Raw genomic sequence first — 15,075 nt, 5'->3', positions numbered from 1 at the left:
ATGAGGTTCCCCCGCCGGTTTCAGTCCTTCAGTGCCGCAATGCTGCTGACCGTCGTTCTTTGCGACGGTTTGCAGGCACGGCAGATCGATGTCGTAGCAGGCGAAGGCGTACAGGCGGCTATCGACAAAGCGGAGCCGGGCGATGTCGTCCGGCTTCTGAAAGGCAAGCACAATGGCGCGGTTACGATCGACCGCGCCATTGAACTGACCGGCGAGCAGGGCGCCATTGTGGACGGACTTGGCTCGGGCAATGCCATAACGGTCAACGCGCCGGACGCGATTGTGCGCGGGCTGGAAGTGCGCGGTTCGGGCGATAACATGCCCGACCTCAACTCCGGAGTTTTCGTGGCCAAAACCGCCACGGGCGCACGCGTCGAGAACAATCGACTAATCGATAACCTATACGGGATTTATTTGCATGGCGCCGCAAATTCCATCGCGAGCGGCAATGAGATCGTTGGCCGTCGAGGCGTGCGCATGGCACAAACGGGTAGCGGCGTTTCCATCTGGAATGCGCCCGGCGCACAGGTTATCGGCAACGTCATTCGCTACGGGCGCGACGGCATCTATACCAATGCCAGCCGCAAAAACGTCTTCCGCAACAATGTGATGGAGGATGTCAGGTTCGCCGTCCATTACATGTACACGGACGACAGCCAGGTCATCGGCAATGTTTCGCGCAACAATTCTGTCGGTTTCGCGATCATGTACACCAATCGCCTCAAGGTGATGGATAACCTGTCCGACGGCGACCGGGATCATGGCTTGTTGCTCAATTATGCAAACAGTTCGGTCATTTCCGGTAATCGCGTGATCGGGCGCATGCAACCGATAGATCGCTGGCTTGATGCCGGTGTTCAGAAGGCTGAACACGGTCTTCCTGCGGACGACCAGACGGAAACCCAGACGGGCGAAACCTCGCGGCTCGGTCCGGAAAAATGTGTTTTCATTTACAACGCCAACAAGAACAAGTTCACCGAAAACAGTTTCGAGAACTGCAGCATAGGCATTCACTTTACTGCCGGTTCCGAGGGCAATGCCATGAGCGGCAACGCCTTCATCAACAACCGCAATCAGGTGAAATATGTCGGCACGCGCAACCTCGACTGGTCGGTCAATGGACGCGGCAATTATTGGAGCGACAATCCGGCCTTCGATCTCAATGGCGATGGTATCGCTGACAGCCCTTACCGGCCCAATGATCTGATCGACAAGGTTTTGTGGACTGCGCCACAGGCAAAAATTCTCATCAATAGTCCGGCAATCGAGACAATCCGCTGGGCACAGACCCAGTTCCCGGCGCTTTTGCCGGGCGGTGTCGTCGATAGCTATCCCCTTATGAAGCCGCCGCATCCGGCCGATCCGGCGAAAGGAAAACCAAATGACTGAGACTGTCATTCTTGATCAGGTCACAAAGTCCTATGGCGGGTTCAATGCTATCAGCGATGCGAGTTTCCGCCTCCACGCTGGAGAAAGCATTGCGCTGGTCGGCCATAATGGTGCTGGAAAAACGACGATGATAAAGCTCATGCTCGGTCTGATCCGCCCGACCAAGGGCGCGGTTCGCGTGTTGGGCGAAGATCCGGCGACCGGTGCCTTTGCCGCCAGATTGCGGCTTGGCTATCTGCCTGAGCACGTCTCTTTCAATCTGGCGCTGACTGGAGCGGAAACGCTCGGCTTCTATGCGCGGCTCAAGAGAATGCCGGTTGCCCAAAATGTAGAACTGCTGGAGCGCGTCGGCCTTGCCCATGCCGCAAACAGGCGGGTCGGCACCTATTCGAAGGGGATGCGCCAGCGACTGGGGCTTGCTCAGGCATTGCTCGGGCAACCGTCCGTTCTGTTGCTTGACGAGCCGACGACCGGTCTCGATCCCGCCTTGCGTCAGAGCTTCTATGAAGTTCTTGAAGAATTGCGGAGCAAAGGCGCGACAATCCTGATGTCATCCCATGCCTTGACCGAACTGGAAACCAAAGTCGGGCGCGTCATCATCGCGAACAAGGGCAAGATCATTGCCGATGGCTCCATCGATGCGTTGCGCCGGATTTCACAATTACCGCTTCGCATACGGGTGCAGACGCCAGACGTTTCCCGGTTGCCTTCGACAACCGCCAATGCTGCATTGCGCTGGCATCGTCTCGGCTCGGATATCTTCGAAACGGAAGCTCCGACGGAAGGCAAGATGGCTCTTGTCCGTGAAATCGTGGCCATGAACGACAATCTCACGGAACTCGATCTCGTTCCGCCGACGCTGGACGAACTTTACGCCCACTTCCTCAATACCGGGGAAGCGGCCCTCGCGGAGGCAGCGGAATGAACAATATTCTCATAATCGCTTCCAAGGAAATTCAGGAAGGGTTGCGCAATCGCTGGGTTCTGGCGACAACGCTATTGCTTGCGGCATTAGCCTTGAGCATGACTTTTCTCGGCAGCGCACCCACCGGCAGTTCGGTTGCCGCGAGCAAGCTGGACGTTGTGATAGTCAGTCTCTCCAGCCTGACAATCTTCCTCATCCCTCTTATTGCCCTTCTCATTTCGCATGATGCAATCGTCGGTGAAATGGAACGCGGCACGATGCTGTTGCTTCTGAGCTATCCGATAAGCCGATTTCAGCTCGTTCTTGGAAAATTCGTTGGTCAGCTTGCTATTCTGTCCTTTGCGACATTGTTCGGGTACGGCGCGGCGGCTGTGGCGCTGATCGTGACCGGGTCCGGCGTGGATGCTGGAAGCTGGCTGTCGCTGTTCAAACTCATTATCTCGTCGGTCCTGCTGGGAGCCGTGTTCATCGCCATCGGTTTTCTTGCAAGCACCTTGGTGCGGGAGCGGAGCACGGCAGCAGGTATCGCCATCGGCGTCTGGCTGTTCTTCGTGCTGATCTATGACGCAGCACTTCTTGCTCTGCTGGTTTTCGATCAGGGCCGCATTGTTAGCGGTGGCATACTCAACGGTCTGCTTCTTCTCAATCCAGCCGACTCCTACCGGCTTCTCAACTTCGGTCTCGGACAGGCCGGATCTTTAACTGGCATGGGCGGAATAGCCGGTAACGCCACACTCTCGGCTCCAGCTCTGACGCTAGCGCTCGGCCTCTGGGTCATGCTGCCGTTGTCCCTTTCCATGTTGGTTTTCTCGAGGAAAGAATTATGAAACGCGCTTTGTTTCTGGCCCCTCTGTTTCTTGTTCTGCTTGCCGGATGTTCTCCGGATGAAAAGAAAGATGCCGTCGTTGCTCCATTCGCCCTGACAGAAAGCGCAATGGGCCGCTATTGCGGGATGAATGTTCTGGAGCATCCTGGCCCCAAGGGCCAGATCATTCTCGAACCGGCAAATGAGGCGGTATGGTTCTCTTCCGCCCGCGATACACTCGCCTTTACGATGCTGCCTGAGGAGCCGAAGGGGATCGCGGCGATCTACGTTTCAGATATGGCTAAAGCGCCAAGCTGGGAAGAGCCGGGAGCGGAAAACTGGGTCGACGCGCGCAAAGCCTTTTTCGTGATTGAAAGCGCTGCTGTAGGTGGAATGGGGGCACAGGAGGCCGTACCGTTTTCGACACGAGAAGCAGCGGAGAAGTTCGTTGCGGAAAAGGGCGGCCGTATTAGCACTTTTACGGAAATACCGGAGGATTACGTTCTCGGCGGTCAGTCGGTGCGGCCCTCCGATCTTGGAGCCGAAAGCCATGCGCATTGAAGGTGGACAGCGTCTCAGTCGTCGGCTTGTACTTGCGGGTGGTGCGGCTGGAGTAGTGTTCTGGGCCATTCCAAAACACGCAGTTTCACTCGACCTTCCTGAGCCCATCATCTGGCGTGGCCAGGCGATGGGGGCACCTGCCAAGATCATACTCTATCATCCTGATCGTTCGACTGCCGAACGGTTGCTACGTGAATCTGCTCAAGAAGCGGAAAGGTTGGAGAACATCTTCAGCCTCTATCGCTCGGATTCAGAACTCACCAAACTTAATCGCAATGGGGCGCTGGCATCGCCTTCGCCTGATCTGGTCGAGGTATTGCGTATCTGCCATGAATGCTGGCAGGCCAGCGACGGCCTTTTCGATCCGACAGTACAGCCCCTTTGGAACTGTCTGAAAAAGCATTTCTCGCAAGAACGTCCTTCTCCCGACGGACCATCGCGACAGCTTTGGGACGAAGCGCTTGCAAAGGTAGGGTTCGGTCACGTTCTATTCGATGAGAACCGTATTGCCTTCTCAAAACCGTCGATGTCTCTGACGCTAAACGGCATTGCGCAGGGCTATGTCACTGACCGGGTGACGGCATTGTTGCAAAGGGAAGGGGTCGAACATGCGCTGGTCGATATGGGAGAGTATCGCGCGCTTGGTTCGAGACCGGACGGTACGGCATGGCGCATCGGCATTGCCGATCTTGAAGCCGGAGCTAGAACCGAAGAACATGTTGATATCCGCGATCAGGCGCTCGCGACATCCAGCTTCACGGGCTTTCAGTTCGATGAGTCCGGACGGTTTAACCATTTGCTCAACCCAAAAACCGGATTTTCAGCAGCACTTTATGGTCGCGTGACGGTGACCGCCGCAAGCGCCGCAATGGCCGATGCTCTTGCCACGGCCTTCAATCTCATGGACTCAAAACAGATAGAGGATACGCTACAAAAACTGCGGGGAGTTTCCGCGCATGTCGTTACCCGCAACGGTACAAACCTTCGCTTTCCTGCTTGATTGATCCAATTCGGTTTGAGGTGATCAGTTTGTACTGCAAACACAGAAAGCGGCACCAAGGGATCAATGGAACATCTCGGTTCCAATAAAGTTAACAAACGGGAAATATGCATGAATATGTCAATCGCAATATGCCAAAGGAGAAATGAAATGAATTACCGTAAATACATTATTGGTTTCCTTCTAGCGACGACTATGAGTGGTTCGGCCTTCGCAGCGGATCATGAGGTCGATATGCTTAATAAGGGTGCAGATGGTCCCATGGTATTTGAACCGATGTTGAGTAAGATTGCGATCGGTGACACGATTACTTTTGTCCCAAAGGACAAGGGGCACAACGCAGAGACTATAAAAAAACTCATGCCAGAGGGGGCTGAGCCCTTCAAGAGCAAAATGAACGAGACGAAAACCTACGCATTCGAGAAACCCGGTGTCTATCTTATTAGATGTACCCCGCACTACAGCATGGGTATGGTTGCCCTCGTTATAGTCGGAGACGACACTTCGAACCTCCAATCCATCAAGGACGCCAAACTTCCAAAACCAGCCCGCGAGCGCGTCGATAAAGCACTGTCACAACTATAGGTAGACGGGCAGCTTTCTAAAGATGATCGGACATGTGGAATCGTCATGCCGATGAATGATAGGATATCTCCCCCTCCCCCGCGCGGATATTACGAACTGCGCGGGTTGCTTTTGATGCATAGATGTAACTGTCTTTCACAGATTGTGGAAGGGTTGTCTCAGTTGTCTCGCATATTGAGAGCCGACTCGAAAATTAAGTTGAGCGATTTCAGGAATTTATGATTCTCTGTGGTTTACTAACCTGGTTAATTCATAGCGGAATGGATATGGCGCGCATCGTGCAAATTACCGTGTGCCGAAGTAAGCGTTTTTCACAGGGGGACATTCGCCGGTTTTAAACGGTCGTTGTGTTATCTGGGTTTGGAAGTTGCGACGAACGGGTTGAGGTTTCGGGGCGTTTATGCCCTTTTTTTAAGTTGCAAGCTTTGAAATGCGTTCGAGCACGAGGCGCAGGATATTCTGGCCTGGGCAAGAGGTCGGCAGATGGAGACGGATCTGGGTCTTCATTTCGATCAGTCGCGCTGCGATCTTGATCAGGCGCAGCCGCAATGTGTCGAACTGAGCGACGGCGAAGCGTGAGCGTTTCGGCATCGCAGCGCGCAGTCCCCACATCACTCAATAGGCTGAGGTGCCCCGGCAAATGCGGGTATCTGCCTGGGCAGTGCACTGCGCTTGGGTTGGAGGGCAACTGATAAGCAGCGCACTTTTTGACAGTGACATGATTCTATAAAACGGAAAAGCCCCGGTAAGGGAAGGCCCACGGCAGGGAACTCAGGTTAATGAGATTTCGGGCTGTATTTGCATTGACGTGACGGTGTGATTCCTTAGGTGCTCTGATTCGGTTGGGAGCACTGCGATGGATGACTTGGTTGTTCGGTTTGTTGGCGAGGACGCCCCTCGTGCGCGGCTGGCGCTGTTGCTGGAGCATTTTTCCGATCTTTCGGACGATCGCGAACCGCAACGGATCATGTATCCGCTCAACGAAATGCTGCTGCTGGTGACCTGCGCCACCATCTGCTCGTGCGACGATTTCGACGATATCGTCGCCTGGGGCCAACATCATCTGACCTTTCTGCGCCGCTTCTCGGAGTTCCATTTCGGCATTCCCTGCGAGCGTTGGCTGCGTATCCTGGTCAACCGCATCGATCCGATCCTGTTCGGGCGCTGTTTCGAAAGCTGGATTGTGGCACTGTGGCCCGATCGCCACGACCTCATCGCCATCGACGGCAAGACGGCGCGACGCACCCTCGACAAACGCAAGGGGCTGAAGGCACTCCATACACTCTCGGCCTACGCCACCAAAGCGCGCCTGACCCTGGCGCAGCTCTCGGTCCCCGAAAAGACCAACGAGATCACCGCCATCCCAGATCTGCTCGATCAGCTTGCCGAGGCCAGGCAACTGGAAGGGGCGCTCGACACCATCGACGCCATGGGCTGTCAGGTCGAGATCGCCGACAAGATCGTCGGCCATGGCGCCGACTATCTGCTGGCCCTCAAGGGCAATCACCCGACCCTGGAGGCCGACGTCGCTGCCTATTTCAGCGATGCGCCGACCGTCGAGCTGGTCACCAGAACCACGCTCGAAAAGGCTCATGGGCGCATTGAGACCCGCACCTATACAGCTTCCGACAATGTCTCCTGGATCTCCTCGCAGCGCAGCTATCCTGGGCAGCCGCGCTTTCGCAACATCAAGACCATCCTCAAGGTTCACCCCCGCCTCGAATATGCCGACCGAAGCAGCAGTTCTCAGACACGCTATTTCATCTGCTCCGCTGTGCTCGATATCGAGCGCCTCGCCGCTGGCGTGCGCGGACATTGGTGCGTCGAGAGCATGCACTGGTTGCTCGACGTCGCCTTCAAGGACGACCTGTCCCGTTATCGCGCTGAACACGGTGCCAAGAACATGGCCGTAGTGCGCCGCTTCGCGCTCGGCCTCGTGCGCGCCAACAAAGCAAAGGGGAGCGTCAAGACAAAGCGCAAAACCGCCAGCTGGGATCCAAATTACTTGCTCGAAATCCTCCAGCAAAATTGACCGTTAACCTCGATTCCGTGCCGTGAGGGAAGGCCCAGGGCTATCGCATTTGGCCGATGATGGATCGAGCGAAGTCATTGGAGCATCCGGCCCGTTTTCTCTTGGCTCGGATCGAGACATCGGTTCTTGATTTTCTTAGGTCGTACACTCATAAATAGACTAGTTATTTGAAAGGATTAGTGATTCAAATGGCCTCAAAATTGGAGGTGTTTGATGTCACGTCGCCGCTATGAGCTGACAGACCGGGAATGGTCGATTATTGAGCCGCTGTTGCCCAGCAAACCTCGTGGTGTGCCTCGGGTTGACGATCGCATGGTTCTCAATGGCATGCTATGGCGGTTCCGCACTGGCTCATCGTGGTCGGAAATCCCTGAACGCTATGGTGTTGCAACGACCTATTACAACCGGTTCGTTCGCTGGCGACGTGCCGGTGTCTGGGATCGGTTACTTGAGGCCGTCTCGGAGGCCTATGACGGCGACATCGTGATGATCGACAGCACCTGTGTCCGTGTTCACCAGCACGGAGCCACAGGAAAAAAAGGGATGTCGACGATTGTTGCATGGGACGTTCCCGTGGCGGCCTCACAAGCAAAATCCACGCAATTGTTGATGCGGAAGGCCGTCCGATCAATTTTTGCCTAACGGGTGGCCAGGTTGCTGACTGCTCTCAGGCTGAGGGCCTCATGGCGTGTGTTAAAGAAGGCGGCACGCTGCTTGCAGACAAGGCCTATGATACCGATGCCATCCGCAAGACGGCAGCAGACCAAAAAATATGGGCCAATATTCCACCCAAATCCAACCGCACGGGCGTCTTGTCGTTCTCACCGTGGGTTTATCGTCAGAGAAATCTGGTTGAGCGGTTCTTCAACCGCATCAAACACTATCGCGGTATCGCAACGCGTTACGACAAGAACCCCGCCAATTTCCTGGCAGCTGTCAAACTCATCGCTATCCGCATCTGGTGCATTAGTTTATGAGTCTACGTCGTAGGAAGTTGAGGGCGAGTTTTCGCAAGATTGCAAGGTTTTCCGGTGCGTTGTCCTTGCGGCTGCGGTCTTCTGGTCCTCGTCGAAGACCATGTCGAGGCCCCAATGGAGTACGTACTCGATCGACCAGCGCGAGCGGGCTGCGGCAAGATAGGTTTCAGGGAGAAGAGCGCGGGTTCGGTACTGGCGGTTTTGGTTCCGCAGACCCAACTGAGATCCTGACTGAAAAGGCGCGCCGCACTTCGAGGCGGCCATGATCTGCACCGCTCGTTTCGGCGCTCGGTAAAGTCTGGAGCACCTCGTCCACTGCAAAATAATCGGCAACCATCTTGTGCAAGGCGGGTCTGTTCACTTTCAATCGCAGCAAATAATCTCCGCCCTGATCGAGGATCAGTTGCGCGGTTTCTTCCTGGCAGTGAATGGCATCGGCCGTGACTAATTGCTGTAGGTATGCATTTATTGACTTGTATCAACGACATCCGGCTTTTGCGCCATATGCTGGCATTTCGAACCACTAAGGTATTCAGTCGTGCAACATATCAAGTTCACATTCTGGGGCATTTTTTTAGTTTTGACCGTCCTGTGGCTGATTGAAGAACCTCACGTGTATGAGACGACAACTTTCTTCGCGCTTCGTGGGACCATGGTCCAGTACAGCGGAATTATCGCCATGGCTTCTATGAGCGTAGCCATGGTTTTGGCACTTCGCCCCCGCTGGCCGGAGCGGTGGTTCGGCGGACTTGATAAGATGTACCGCCTACACAAATGGCTAGGCATTGAGGTTCTCATCGTCTCGTCTATTCACTGGCTGTGGGGCAAGGGACCGAAATGGGCTGTTGGCTGGGGCTTGATTGAGCGCCCGGTACGCGGGACGAGACCGCCGCTGGAAAACCCGGTCGAGCAGTTTTTATTGGGCTTGCGCGGATCTGCAGAAGATCTGGGTGAATGGGCATTTTATATAGCAGCTCTGCTGATCGTTCTGGCTCTGGTCAAGTATTTTCCCTACCGGCTTTTTTACAAGACACACCGGCTTTTGGCCGTCGTCTATCTGGTGCTCGTTTTCCATACCGTAGTGCTGATGACGTTCAGATATTGGCTTTCACCCATCGGCATCGTGATGGCATTGCTTTTGGCTTCAGGCACCTTTGCGGCAGTGAAAGTACTTCTGCGACGTGTGGCTGTGAAACAGCAGGTTCTGGGCGAGATATCATCAATTCACTACTATCCCGGCGTACGGACACTTGAGGTCGAAATCGACGTCCCACAAGGCTGGTCAGGTCACAAGTCGGGCCAGTTCGCATTCGCGACATCGGACAGTTCAGAAGGAGCACACCCTTACACGATAGCTTCCGCGTGGAATAAAGAAGATAAACATATCACCTTCATCACCAAGGAACTGGGCGATCACACCGACCGCCTGTACGAGAAGTTAAAGGTCGGGCAGGTTGTAAAACTCGAGGGCCCATATGGCTGTTTTGATTTTGACAACGGCCAACTACGCCAGATCTGGATCGGTGGCGGTATTGGCATCACGCCCTTCATTGCCGGCATGAAACATCTGGCGCAAGAGCGGATTACAAATCCAGATGCGCCACACAAGCTGATCGATCTATTTCACACCACGACCGATTACGACGAGAACGCTATCAATAAGCTGAAGGCCGATGCGCTGGCTGCCGGCATCCGGCTACATATCCTGGTAGACTCGCGCGACGGATTCTTGACCGGCGATCGCATTCGGGCTGCCGTACCAGATTGGCGTGAGGCCAGTATCTGGTTCTGCGGTCCGGCAGGTTTCGGAGAGTCATTACGCCGAGATTTTGAGGCGCAGGGCCTACCGGTCGCGAAACGGTTCCATCAAGAGTTGTTCGCAATGCGGTAGAAAACGATGTTCGCGCGAGCTGAAGCACAATCCGGAAAGCATTTTGAATAATCAATCGAACAAGTTCGGGATTAGGCGGCGTGGACGAATTGGTTGACGAATTGATCGCAGCTTGATTCAAGACTGCTTTTTGGAGGCAGTCATGAGCCGAGGCGATCTGAGCGAATCCGAATGGCCTGTTCTGAAGGATTTATTGCCGATTGAAGCAGTCAATCGGGGACGCGGTCGTCGTCCGGAGCAAAATCGTGCGATCATCAACGGCATACTTTGGAGACTTCGCTGCGGGACGCCTTGGCGGGATGTCCCACCCAAATACGGCAATTGGAATACGATCTATCGGCGGTTTCGGCGTTGGAGCGAAGCCGGGGTCTGGGAGGCTGTTTCGATCACGCTCGCTGAGATCATGGCTGACAGCGGCCACTACAGCATCGATAGCACCACAGTTCGGGCCCATATTTCGGCAGCGGGCGGAAAGGGGGGATTCATCGACGCGCTCTTGGCCGCTCGCGGGGCGGGTTCACCAGTAAACTTCACTGTCTGGCTGATGCCAGAGGAAGACCGCTTGCCTTCCATCTGACGGTTGGCGAAGCCGCAGATTGCAAGGCTTACGACACTCTGATCAGCTTACCCGAGCAAGCGCCACAGGCGCTTCTTGCTGACAAGGGATATGATGCGGATGCCATTCGTGATGATCTTGCCAGCCGCAATATCAAGCCCGTCATTCCTGGCAGAGCAAACCGCCGCGTGAAGATTGAATATGATCGCACGCTGTATAAACAGCGCAACCTAATCGAACGGATGTTTGGCAGACTGAAAATCAACCGCGCCATTGCTACTCGATACGACCAACTCGCCGAGAGCTTCATCAGCATGGTTCATATTGCTACCGCAAGATACTGGCTCAAATTCGTCCACGCCGCCTAGTGATTTCGACATCGATCGTCTTCCGATTACATAGTGTGATCGCGCGTTTGTTTTGCTTCTCATTGGAAAGGTGGTTGCTTCCCGATAAGATGAAATACTGGCTTACGACTGGGCACCAGGCCCAGCATCAAACAGGAAGCAACCATGAAACAATTTATCGGCCTTGACATCTCATTAAAAGATACATTCTGTTTATACTTCAAACCCATTGGGAATCCTGAAAGGCAATAGCTTTTTCCAAGTTTTCAAACCAAACTATCTGATCAAGACAAATTCACACCTGCCACCTGATGTAGCGCAGATAGCGAGGGTATCTCTATGCAGCTATGATCCCGCGAGGTGATGAGGCCAAGATTGCGCAGTCTCGTGAAACTTCTACTCACGGTTTCAACAGTCAAACCTAAGAAGTCGGCGATATCCTGTCTTGGCATAGGAATATGAACGAAGCCTCTGTTGGGGGACCGTTGAGCGAGAAGAATGATAAAGCATGATAATTTTTCGACTGGTGCCAGCCGACCCAGTATGAGTTGAATAAAGTTCGCCTTCCTTAACGAATCCTTTGTCTCGGCGTGAGAATATTGCTTAATTCTTTCATCTCTAACGATACACTCCTGGAATTTAATTTTAGATAGGGAGGTAATATTGCTTGTTACGATGGATTCAATTGTCGATGAATAGTGTTCATCGTCGATAATTCCTATTAGTTCTCTTGGGAATATGAAGTGTGTTATCTGCCGCCGACCGTCGGGCAAGACTCTGAAAGCTCTTAATAAGCCCTCATTCACCATGTAAATCCGACCGATTTTGTCACCCTCTCGAGCTATGGTAACGTTCTGGGGAATGGTTTTATCAACACCATTGCATTGCGAGAATGCGATCGCTCCAGAGAGTTCCTTGAATAGTGTTTTCCTGACCACAGTCGACGCGTCAAGGCTTATAACATTCGTTTTTTCAGAACTCATTTCGATGACCTGAAGAGTTAATATTGTGTCTTATTCTCAAAGTGGATGGCTCCATAAATCTAATCACTAACATCGTGCGAAATCCCACTATCCATTTGGGGTAGAGATGAGAAGATCAGACTGGTGAAGTATATCGGGTTTTGATGTGATGGGGTATAACTTTCGAGGCAGGCTCCGGTTTTTCGCTTCGGCGAACACCTCACACAAGACTTCGACAGCATCTGGAACCAGAACTATCCGAGTGATATTTTTCTATACTTGATGCTTCTTGATTGAAGTCAATGCGGCTTATCTTGCAACCCATAAACTCAGGTCGGTTGCATTGAAAGAGAGCGGGATTAATGCATGAGTGACATCGCACAAGACGGCGATGGAAAACGATTTCGTTTTCCTACCGCATTCACCATTCTTTTTGGCCTCATTGTCATTGTCGCGGCGCTGACCTGGATCATTCCAGCTGGCCAGTACGAGCGAACCATGAATGCGGCTTTGAACAAGGAAGTTCCTATTGCTGGGACTTACAAGGTCGCTGAATCCAATCCGCAAGGTATTACAGATATATTCATGGCACCGATCGGAGGGCTTTATAATCCTTCGACCAATCAGGCCAACGCCATTGATGTGGCGGTGTTCGTTCTCATTATTGGTGGTTTTATTGGTGTCGTTACCTCCACTGGCGCGATTGATGCTGGCATTGGCAGCGCCATGGTTGCGCTCAAGGGGCGAGAGAAATGGCTAATCCCTGTGCTTATGGCACTGTTCGCCTTCGGCGGTACAACCTATGGCATGGCAGAGGAAACGCTTGCCTTCTATATGCTTTTGCTTCCAATCATGATAGCGGCGCGTTTCGATGCAGTAACTGCGGTCGCTGTCATTTTGCTTGGTGCAGGCGTCGGCGTTCTTGGTTCGACAGTCAATGCATTCGCTACGGTCATTGCCTCGGATGCTGCGGGCGTACCTTTCACTAACGGCCTCGTGTTGCGCTGCATCATATTGGGACTTTGCTGGCTGGCCTGTGTGATCTACGTGATGCGCTATGCCGAACGGGTGCGGCAAGATCCTACAAAATCGCTTGTCTATGACATGAAGGCGGCTAACGAAAAGCACTTTCTAAGTGCGCATGAAGGTGAAAAGGCTAACTTTACACTTTTGCACAAGATCGTACTCACGGTTTTTGGTGTCACCTTTGTCGTCATGATCTGGGGCGTGTTGAAAGGCGGCTGGTGGATGGGGGAAATGAGCGGGTTGTTCCTCGCTTCAGCCATCCTGATCGGCTTTATCACACGCCCTGGTGAGGCAAGTTTTGTCGACAGTTTCGTCAACGGTGCACGCGACCTGCTTGGCGTGGCGCTGATCATTGGCTTGGCGCGCGGCATCGTCGTGGTCATGGACGCTGGCAAGATCACAGATACCATCCTGCACTGGGCGGAGCTTTCCGTCTCCGGGTTGGGTAAGGTGGCCTTCATCAACGTGATGTACTGGCTTCAGGTACTTATGTCCTTCTTCGTGCCGTCTTCGTCCGGTCTGGCGGTCCTTTCCATGCCGATCATGGCACCTGTGGCAGATTTCGCCGGCGTTGGCCGCCAGTTTGTGGTCACCGCCTATCAGTCTGCAAACGGGCTCGTGAACCTGATCAATCCGACTTTTGCGGTCGTAATGGGTGCACTGGCAATTGGTCGCGTCCCCTATGAACGCTGGTTGCGCTTCATGTGGCCGCTGCTTTTGATCCTGACCATTATCATCATGGCGTGCCTGAGCGCCGCTGTTCTGCTTGCTTGAAGGAGATTACGATATGAGCTTGACCTATGGTGTTCATTCCGAAGTTGGCAAACTGCGCCGTGTCCTCGTCCATCGTCCGGGCTCGGCACTTGCCCGCTTAACGCCGTCGAACTGTCATGAGTTGCTTTTCGATGATGTCATCTGGGTCAAGCAGGCCCGTGTCGAACATCTCACCTTTGTCGACGCCATGCGACATCGTGGCGTGGATGTCGTCTTTCTGCGAGAGATGCTGGCAGAGACGATGCAGGATGCCGAGGCCCGGCGCTGGCTTCTGGAGCGTCGTGTCAACGAGAATACCGTAGGCGTTGGTCTGGCTGACGATTTGCGAGCCCACCTCATGGAGATTGACGCCGATGCCTTGTCGCTGATCCTGATGGGCGGCTTGAGTAAAGCCGAACTGCCAATCAAGGGACGTGGGCTTTTCGCGCCAACATTGCGTCCGGAGGATTTCGTCCTGCCACCTCTGCCTAATCATTTGTTTACTCGCGATACAACCTGCTGGATCGGTGGTGGTGTCACGCTCAACCCGATGCGTTGGAATGCACGCAAGCTGGAAACAGTCAATATCACGGCCATCTATCGTTTCCATCCGGATTTCCGCGATGCGGGCTTCCCGGTCTGGTGGGGTGATCCCGATACGGATTATGGGCTTGCCACATTGGAGGGTGGAGATGTCATGCCACTTGGAAACGGCATTGTTCTTGTCGGTATGGGTGAGAGGAGCACGCCGCAGGCGGTGGGGCAACTGGCGCGCGCATTGTTTCAGAAGGGGGGGGCTGAGCATGTGATCGCCTGCAAGCTGCCTGTAGAGCGTTCATCCATGCACCTGGATACTGTGTTCAGCTTTTGCGATCGTGATCTCGTGACGCTCTTTGCCGATGTTGCAGAAAAGATCGAGCCCTATTCGATCCGTCCGGGCAAGACAAAAGATGAAATAGACGTCAGGGCGGAAGGACGCAAGCTTACCGAGGTCGTTGCTGAAGCGCTGGGACTGAAGAAGTTGCGCGTTGTTGAAACGGGTGGTGATGCTTACGTCGCCGAGCGCGAGCAGTGGGATGACGGCAACAATGTCGTTGCACTGGAGCCGGGTGTGGTCATTGCCTATGACCGCAATACCTACACCAATACACAATTGCGCAAGGCAGGCGTCGAGGTCATCACCGTGCCCGGTGCAGAACTCGGGCGCGGGCGAGGCGGCGGCCACTGCATGACCTGTCCATTAATACGCGATCCAGTTTGAGGAGA

The 15,075-nt window shown here is 54.0% G+C and carries 12 protein-coding genes and 3 pseudogenes; 12 read left to right on the top strand and 3 right to left on the bottom strand.

Annotation, left to right across the window (positions count from 1 at the left end):
• The 6 genes from ABDF71_RS26130 to ABDF71_RS26105 all read left to right on the top strand — a co-directional run bounded on the left by ABDF71_RS26130 (window position 1) and on the right by ABDF71_RS26105 (window position 5,265).
• Complete coding sequence (locus tag ABDF71_RS26130; protein WP_500061999.1) at window positions 1–1,389, top strand: nitrous oxide reductase family maturation protein NosD; 1,389 nt, start codon at window positions 1–3, stop codon at window positions 1,387–1,389.
• Window positions 1,382–2,314, top strand: coding sequence for an ABC transporter ATP-binding protein (locus ABDF71_RS26125; protein WP_258125316.1), 933 nt, complete (start codon window positions 1,382–1,384; stop codon window positions 2,312–2,314). Before ABDF71_RS26130 ends, ABDF71_RS26125 begins: the two co-directional genes overlap by 8 nt.
• Complete coding sequence (locus ABDF71_RS26120) at window positions 2,311–3,141, top strand: DUF2705 family protein (RefSeq protein WP_258125315.1); 831 nt, start codon at window positions 2,311–2,313, stop codon at window positions 3,139–3,141. Before ABDF71_RS26125 ends, ABDF71_RS26120 begins: the two co-directional genes overlap by 4 nt.
• Entirely contained in the window at window positions 3,138–3,680 is a 543-nt protein-coding gene (locus ABDF71_RS26115) for a nitrous oxide reductase accessory protein NosL (RefSeq protein WP_151663554.1), read from the top strand. Before ABDF71_RS26120 ends, ABDF71_RS26115 begins: the two co-directional genes overlap by 4 nt.
• Entirely contained in the window at window positions 3,670–4,680 is a 1,011-nt protein-coding gene (locus ABDF71_RS26110) for an FAD:protein FMN transferase (RefSeq protein ID WP_100650328.1), read from the top strand. Before ABDF71_RS26115 ends, ABDF71_RS26110 begins: the two co-directional genes overlap by 11 nt.
• 150 nt (window positions 4,681–4,830) lie before the next feature.
• Window positions 4,831–5,265: a pseudoazurin gene (locus tag ABDF71_RS26105; RefSeq protein ID WP_094513215.1), complete on the top strand. Its 435-nt coding sequence runs from the start codon at window positions 4,831–4,833 to the stop codon at window positions 5,263–5,265.
• A 411-nt stretch (window positions 5,266–5,676) separates the two neighbouring features.
• Here the strand turns inward: ABDF71_RS26105 and ABDF71_RS26100 are convergent.
• Window positions 5,677–5,880, bottom strand: a pseudogene (locus tag ABDF71_RS26100) (transposase); the annotation flags it as partial.
• Between the two features lie 241 nt (window positions 5,881–6,121).
• Here ABDF71_RS26100 and ABDF71_RS26095 point away from each other — a divergent pair.
• A complete protein-coding gene (locus ABDF71_RS26095) occupies window positions 6,122–7,297 on the top strand; it encodes an ISAs1 family transposase (protein ID WP_213507526.1) in 1,176 nt (391 codons plus the stop codon).
• 213 nt (window positions 7,298–7,510) lie between these two features.
• Window positions 7,511–8,274 (top strand): IS5 family transposase gene (locus tag ABDF71_RS26090; RefSeq protein ID WP_213507524.1). Its coding sequence is split into 2 segments (ribosomal slippage): window positions 7,511–7,838 and window positions 7,838–8,274, totalling 765 coding nucleotides; the frame shifts between segments, so codons are not numbered across the junction.
• A 7-nt stretch (window positions 8,275–8,281) separates the two neighbouring features.
• Here the strand turns inward: ABDF71_RS26090 and ABDF71_RS26085 are convergent.
• A pseudogene (locus ABDF71_RS26085) lies at window positions 8,282–8,433 on the bottom strand (transposase); the annotation flags it as partial.
• Window positions 8,434–8,812: 379 nt separating this feature from the next.
• On the opposite strand from ABDF71_RS26085, the gene ABDF71_RS26080 reads away from it, so the two are divergent.
• Together ABDF71_RS26080 and ABDF71_RS26075 are read left to right on the top strand one after the other, a co-directional pair.
• Window positions 8,813–10,165 carry a ferredoxin reductase family protein gene (locus ABDF71_RS26080; RefSeq protein ID WP_258125303.1) on the top strand — a complete coding sequence of 451 codons (1,353 nt, stop codon included), beginning with the start codon at window positions 8,813–8,815 and terminating at the stop codon, window positions 10,163–10,165.
• 142 nt (window positions 10,166–10,307) lie between these two features.
• A pseudogene (locus ABDF71_RS26075) lies at window positions 10,308–11,089 on the top strand (IS5 family transposase).
• 263 nt (window positions 11,090–11,352) lie between these two features.
• Here ABDF71_RS26075 and ABDF71_RS26070 read toward each other — a convergent pair.
• Window positions 11,353–12,051, bottom strand: a complete 699-nt coding sequence (locus tag ABDF71_RS26070; RefSeq protein WP_500061998.1) for a Crp/Fnr family transcriptional regulator — start codon at window positions 12,049–12,051, stop codon at window positions 11,353–11,355.
• Between the two features lie 345 nt (window positions 12,052–12,396).
• Between ABDF71_RS26070 and ABDF71_RS26065 the strand changes: the two genes are divergently transcribed.
• Window positions 12,397–13,830: a YfcC family protein gene (locus ABDF71_RS26065; protein ID WP_011983031.1), complete on the top strand. Its 1,434-nt coding sequence runs from the start codon at window positions 12,397–12,399 to the stop codon at window positions 13,828–13,830.
• Window positions 13,831–13,843: 13 nt separating this feature from the next.
• Entirely contained in the window at window positions 13,844–15,070 is a 1,227-nt protein-coding gene (gene arcA, locus ABDF71_RS26060) for an arginine deiminase (RefSeq protein ID WP_094513852.1), read from the top strand.
• Window positions 15,071–15,075 lie beyond the last annotated feature (5 nt).

The organism is Ochrobactrum sp. WV_118_8 (assembly GCF_039631535.1).
GTDB classification, from domain to species: Bacteria; Pseudomonadota; Alphaproteobacteria; order Rhizobiales; family Rhizobiaceae; genus Brucella; species Brucella anthropi.
The sequence above is the reverse complement of the archived record's forward strand: the minus strand, read 5'-3'. Positions and strand labels throughout refer to the sequence as shown.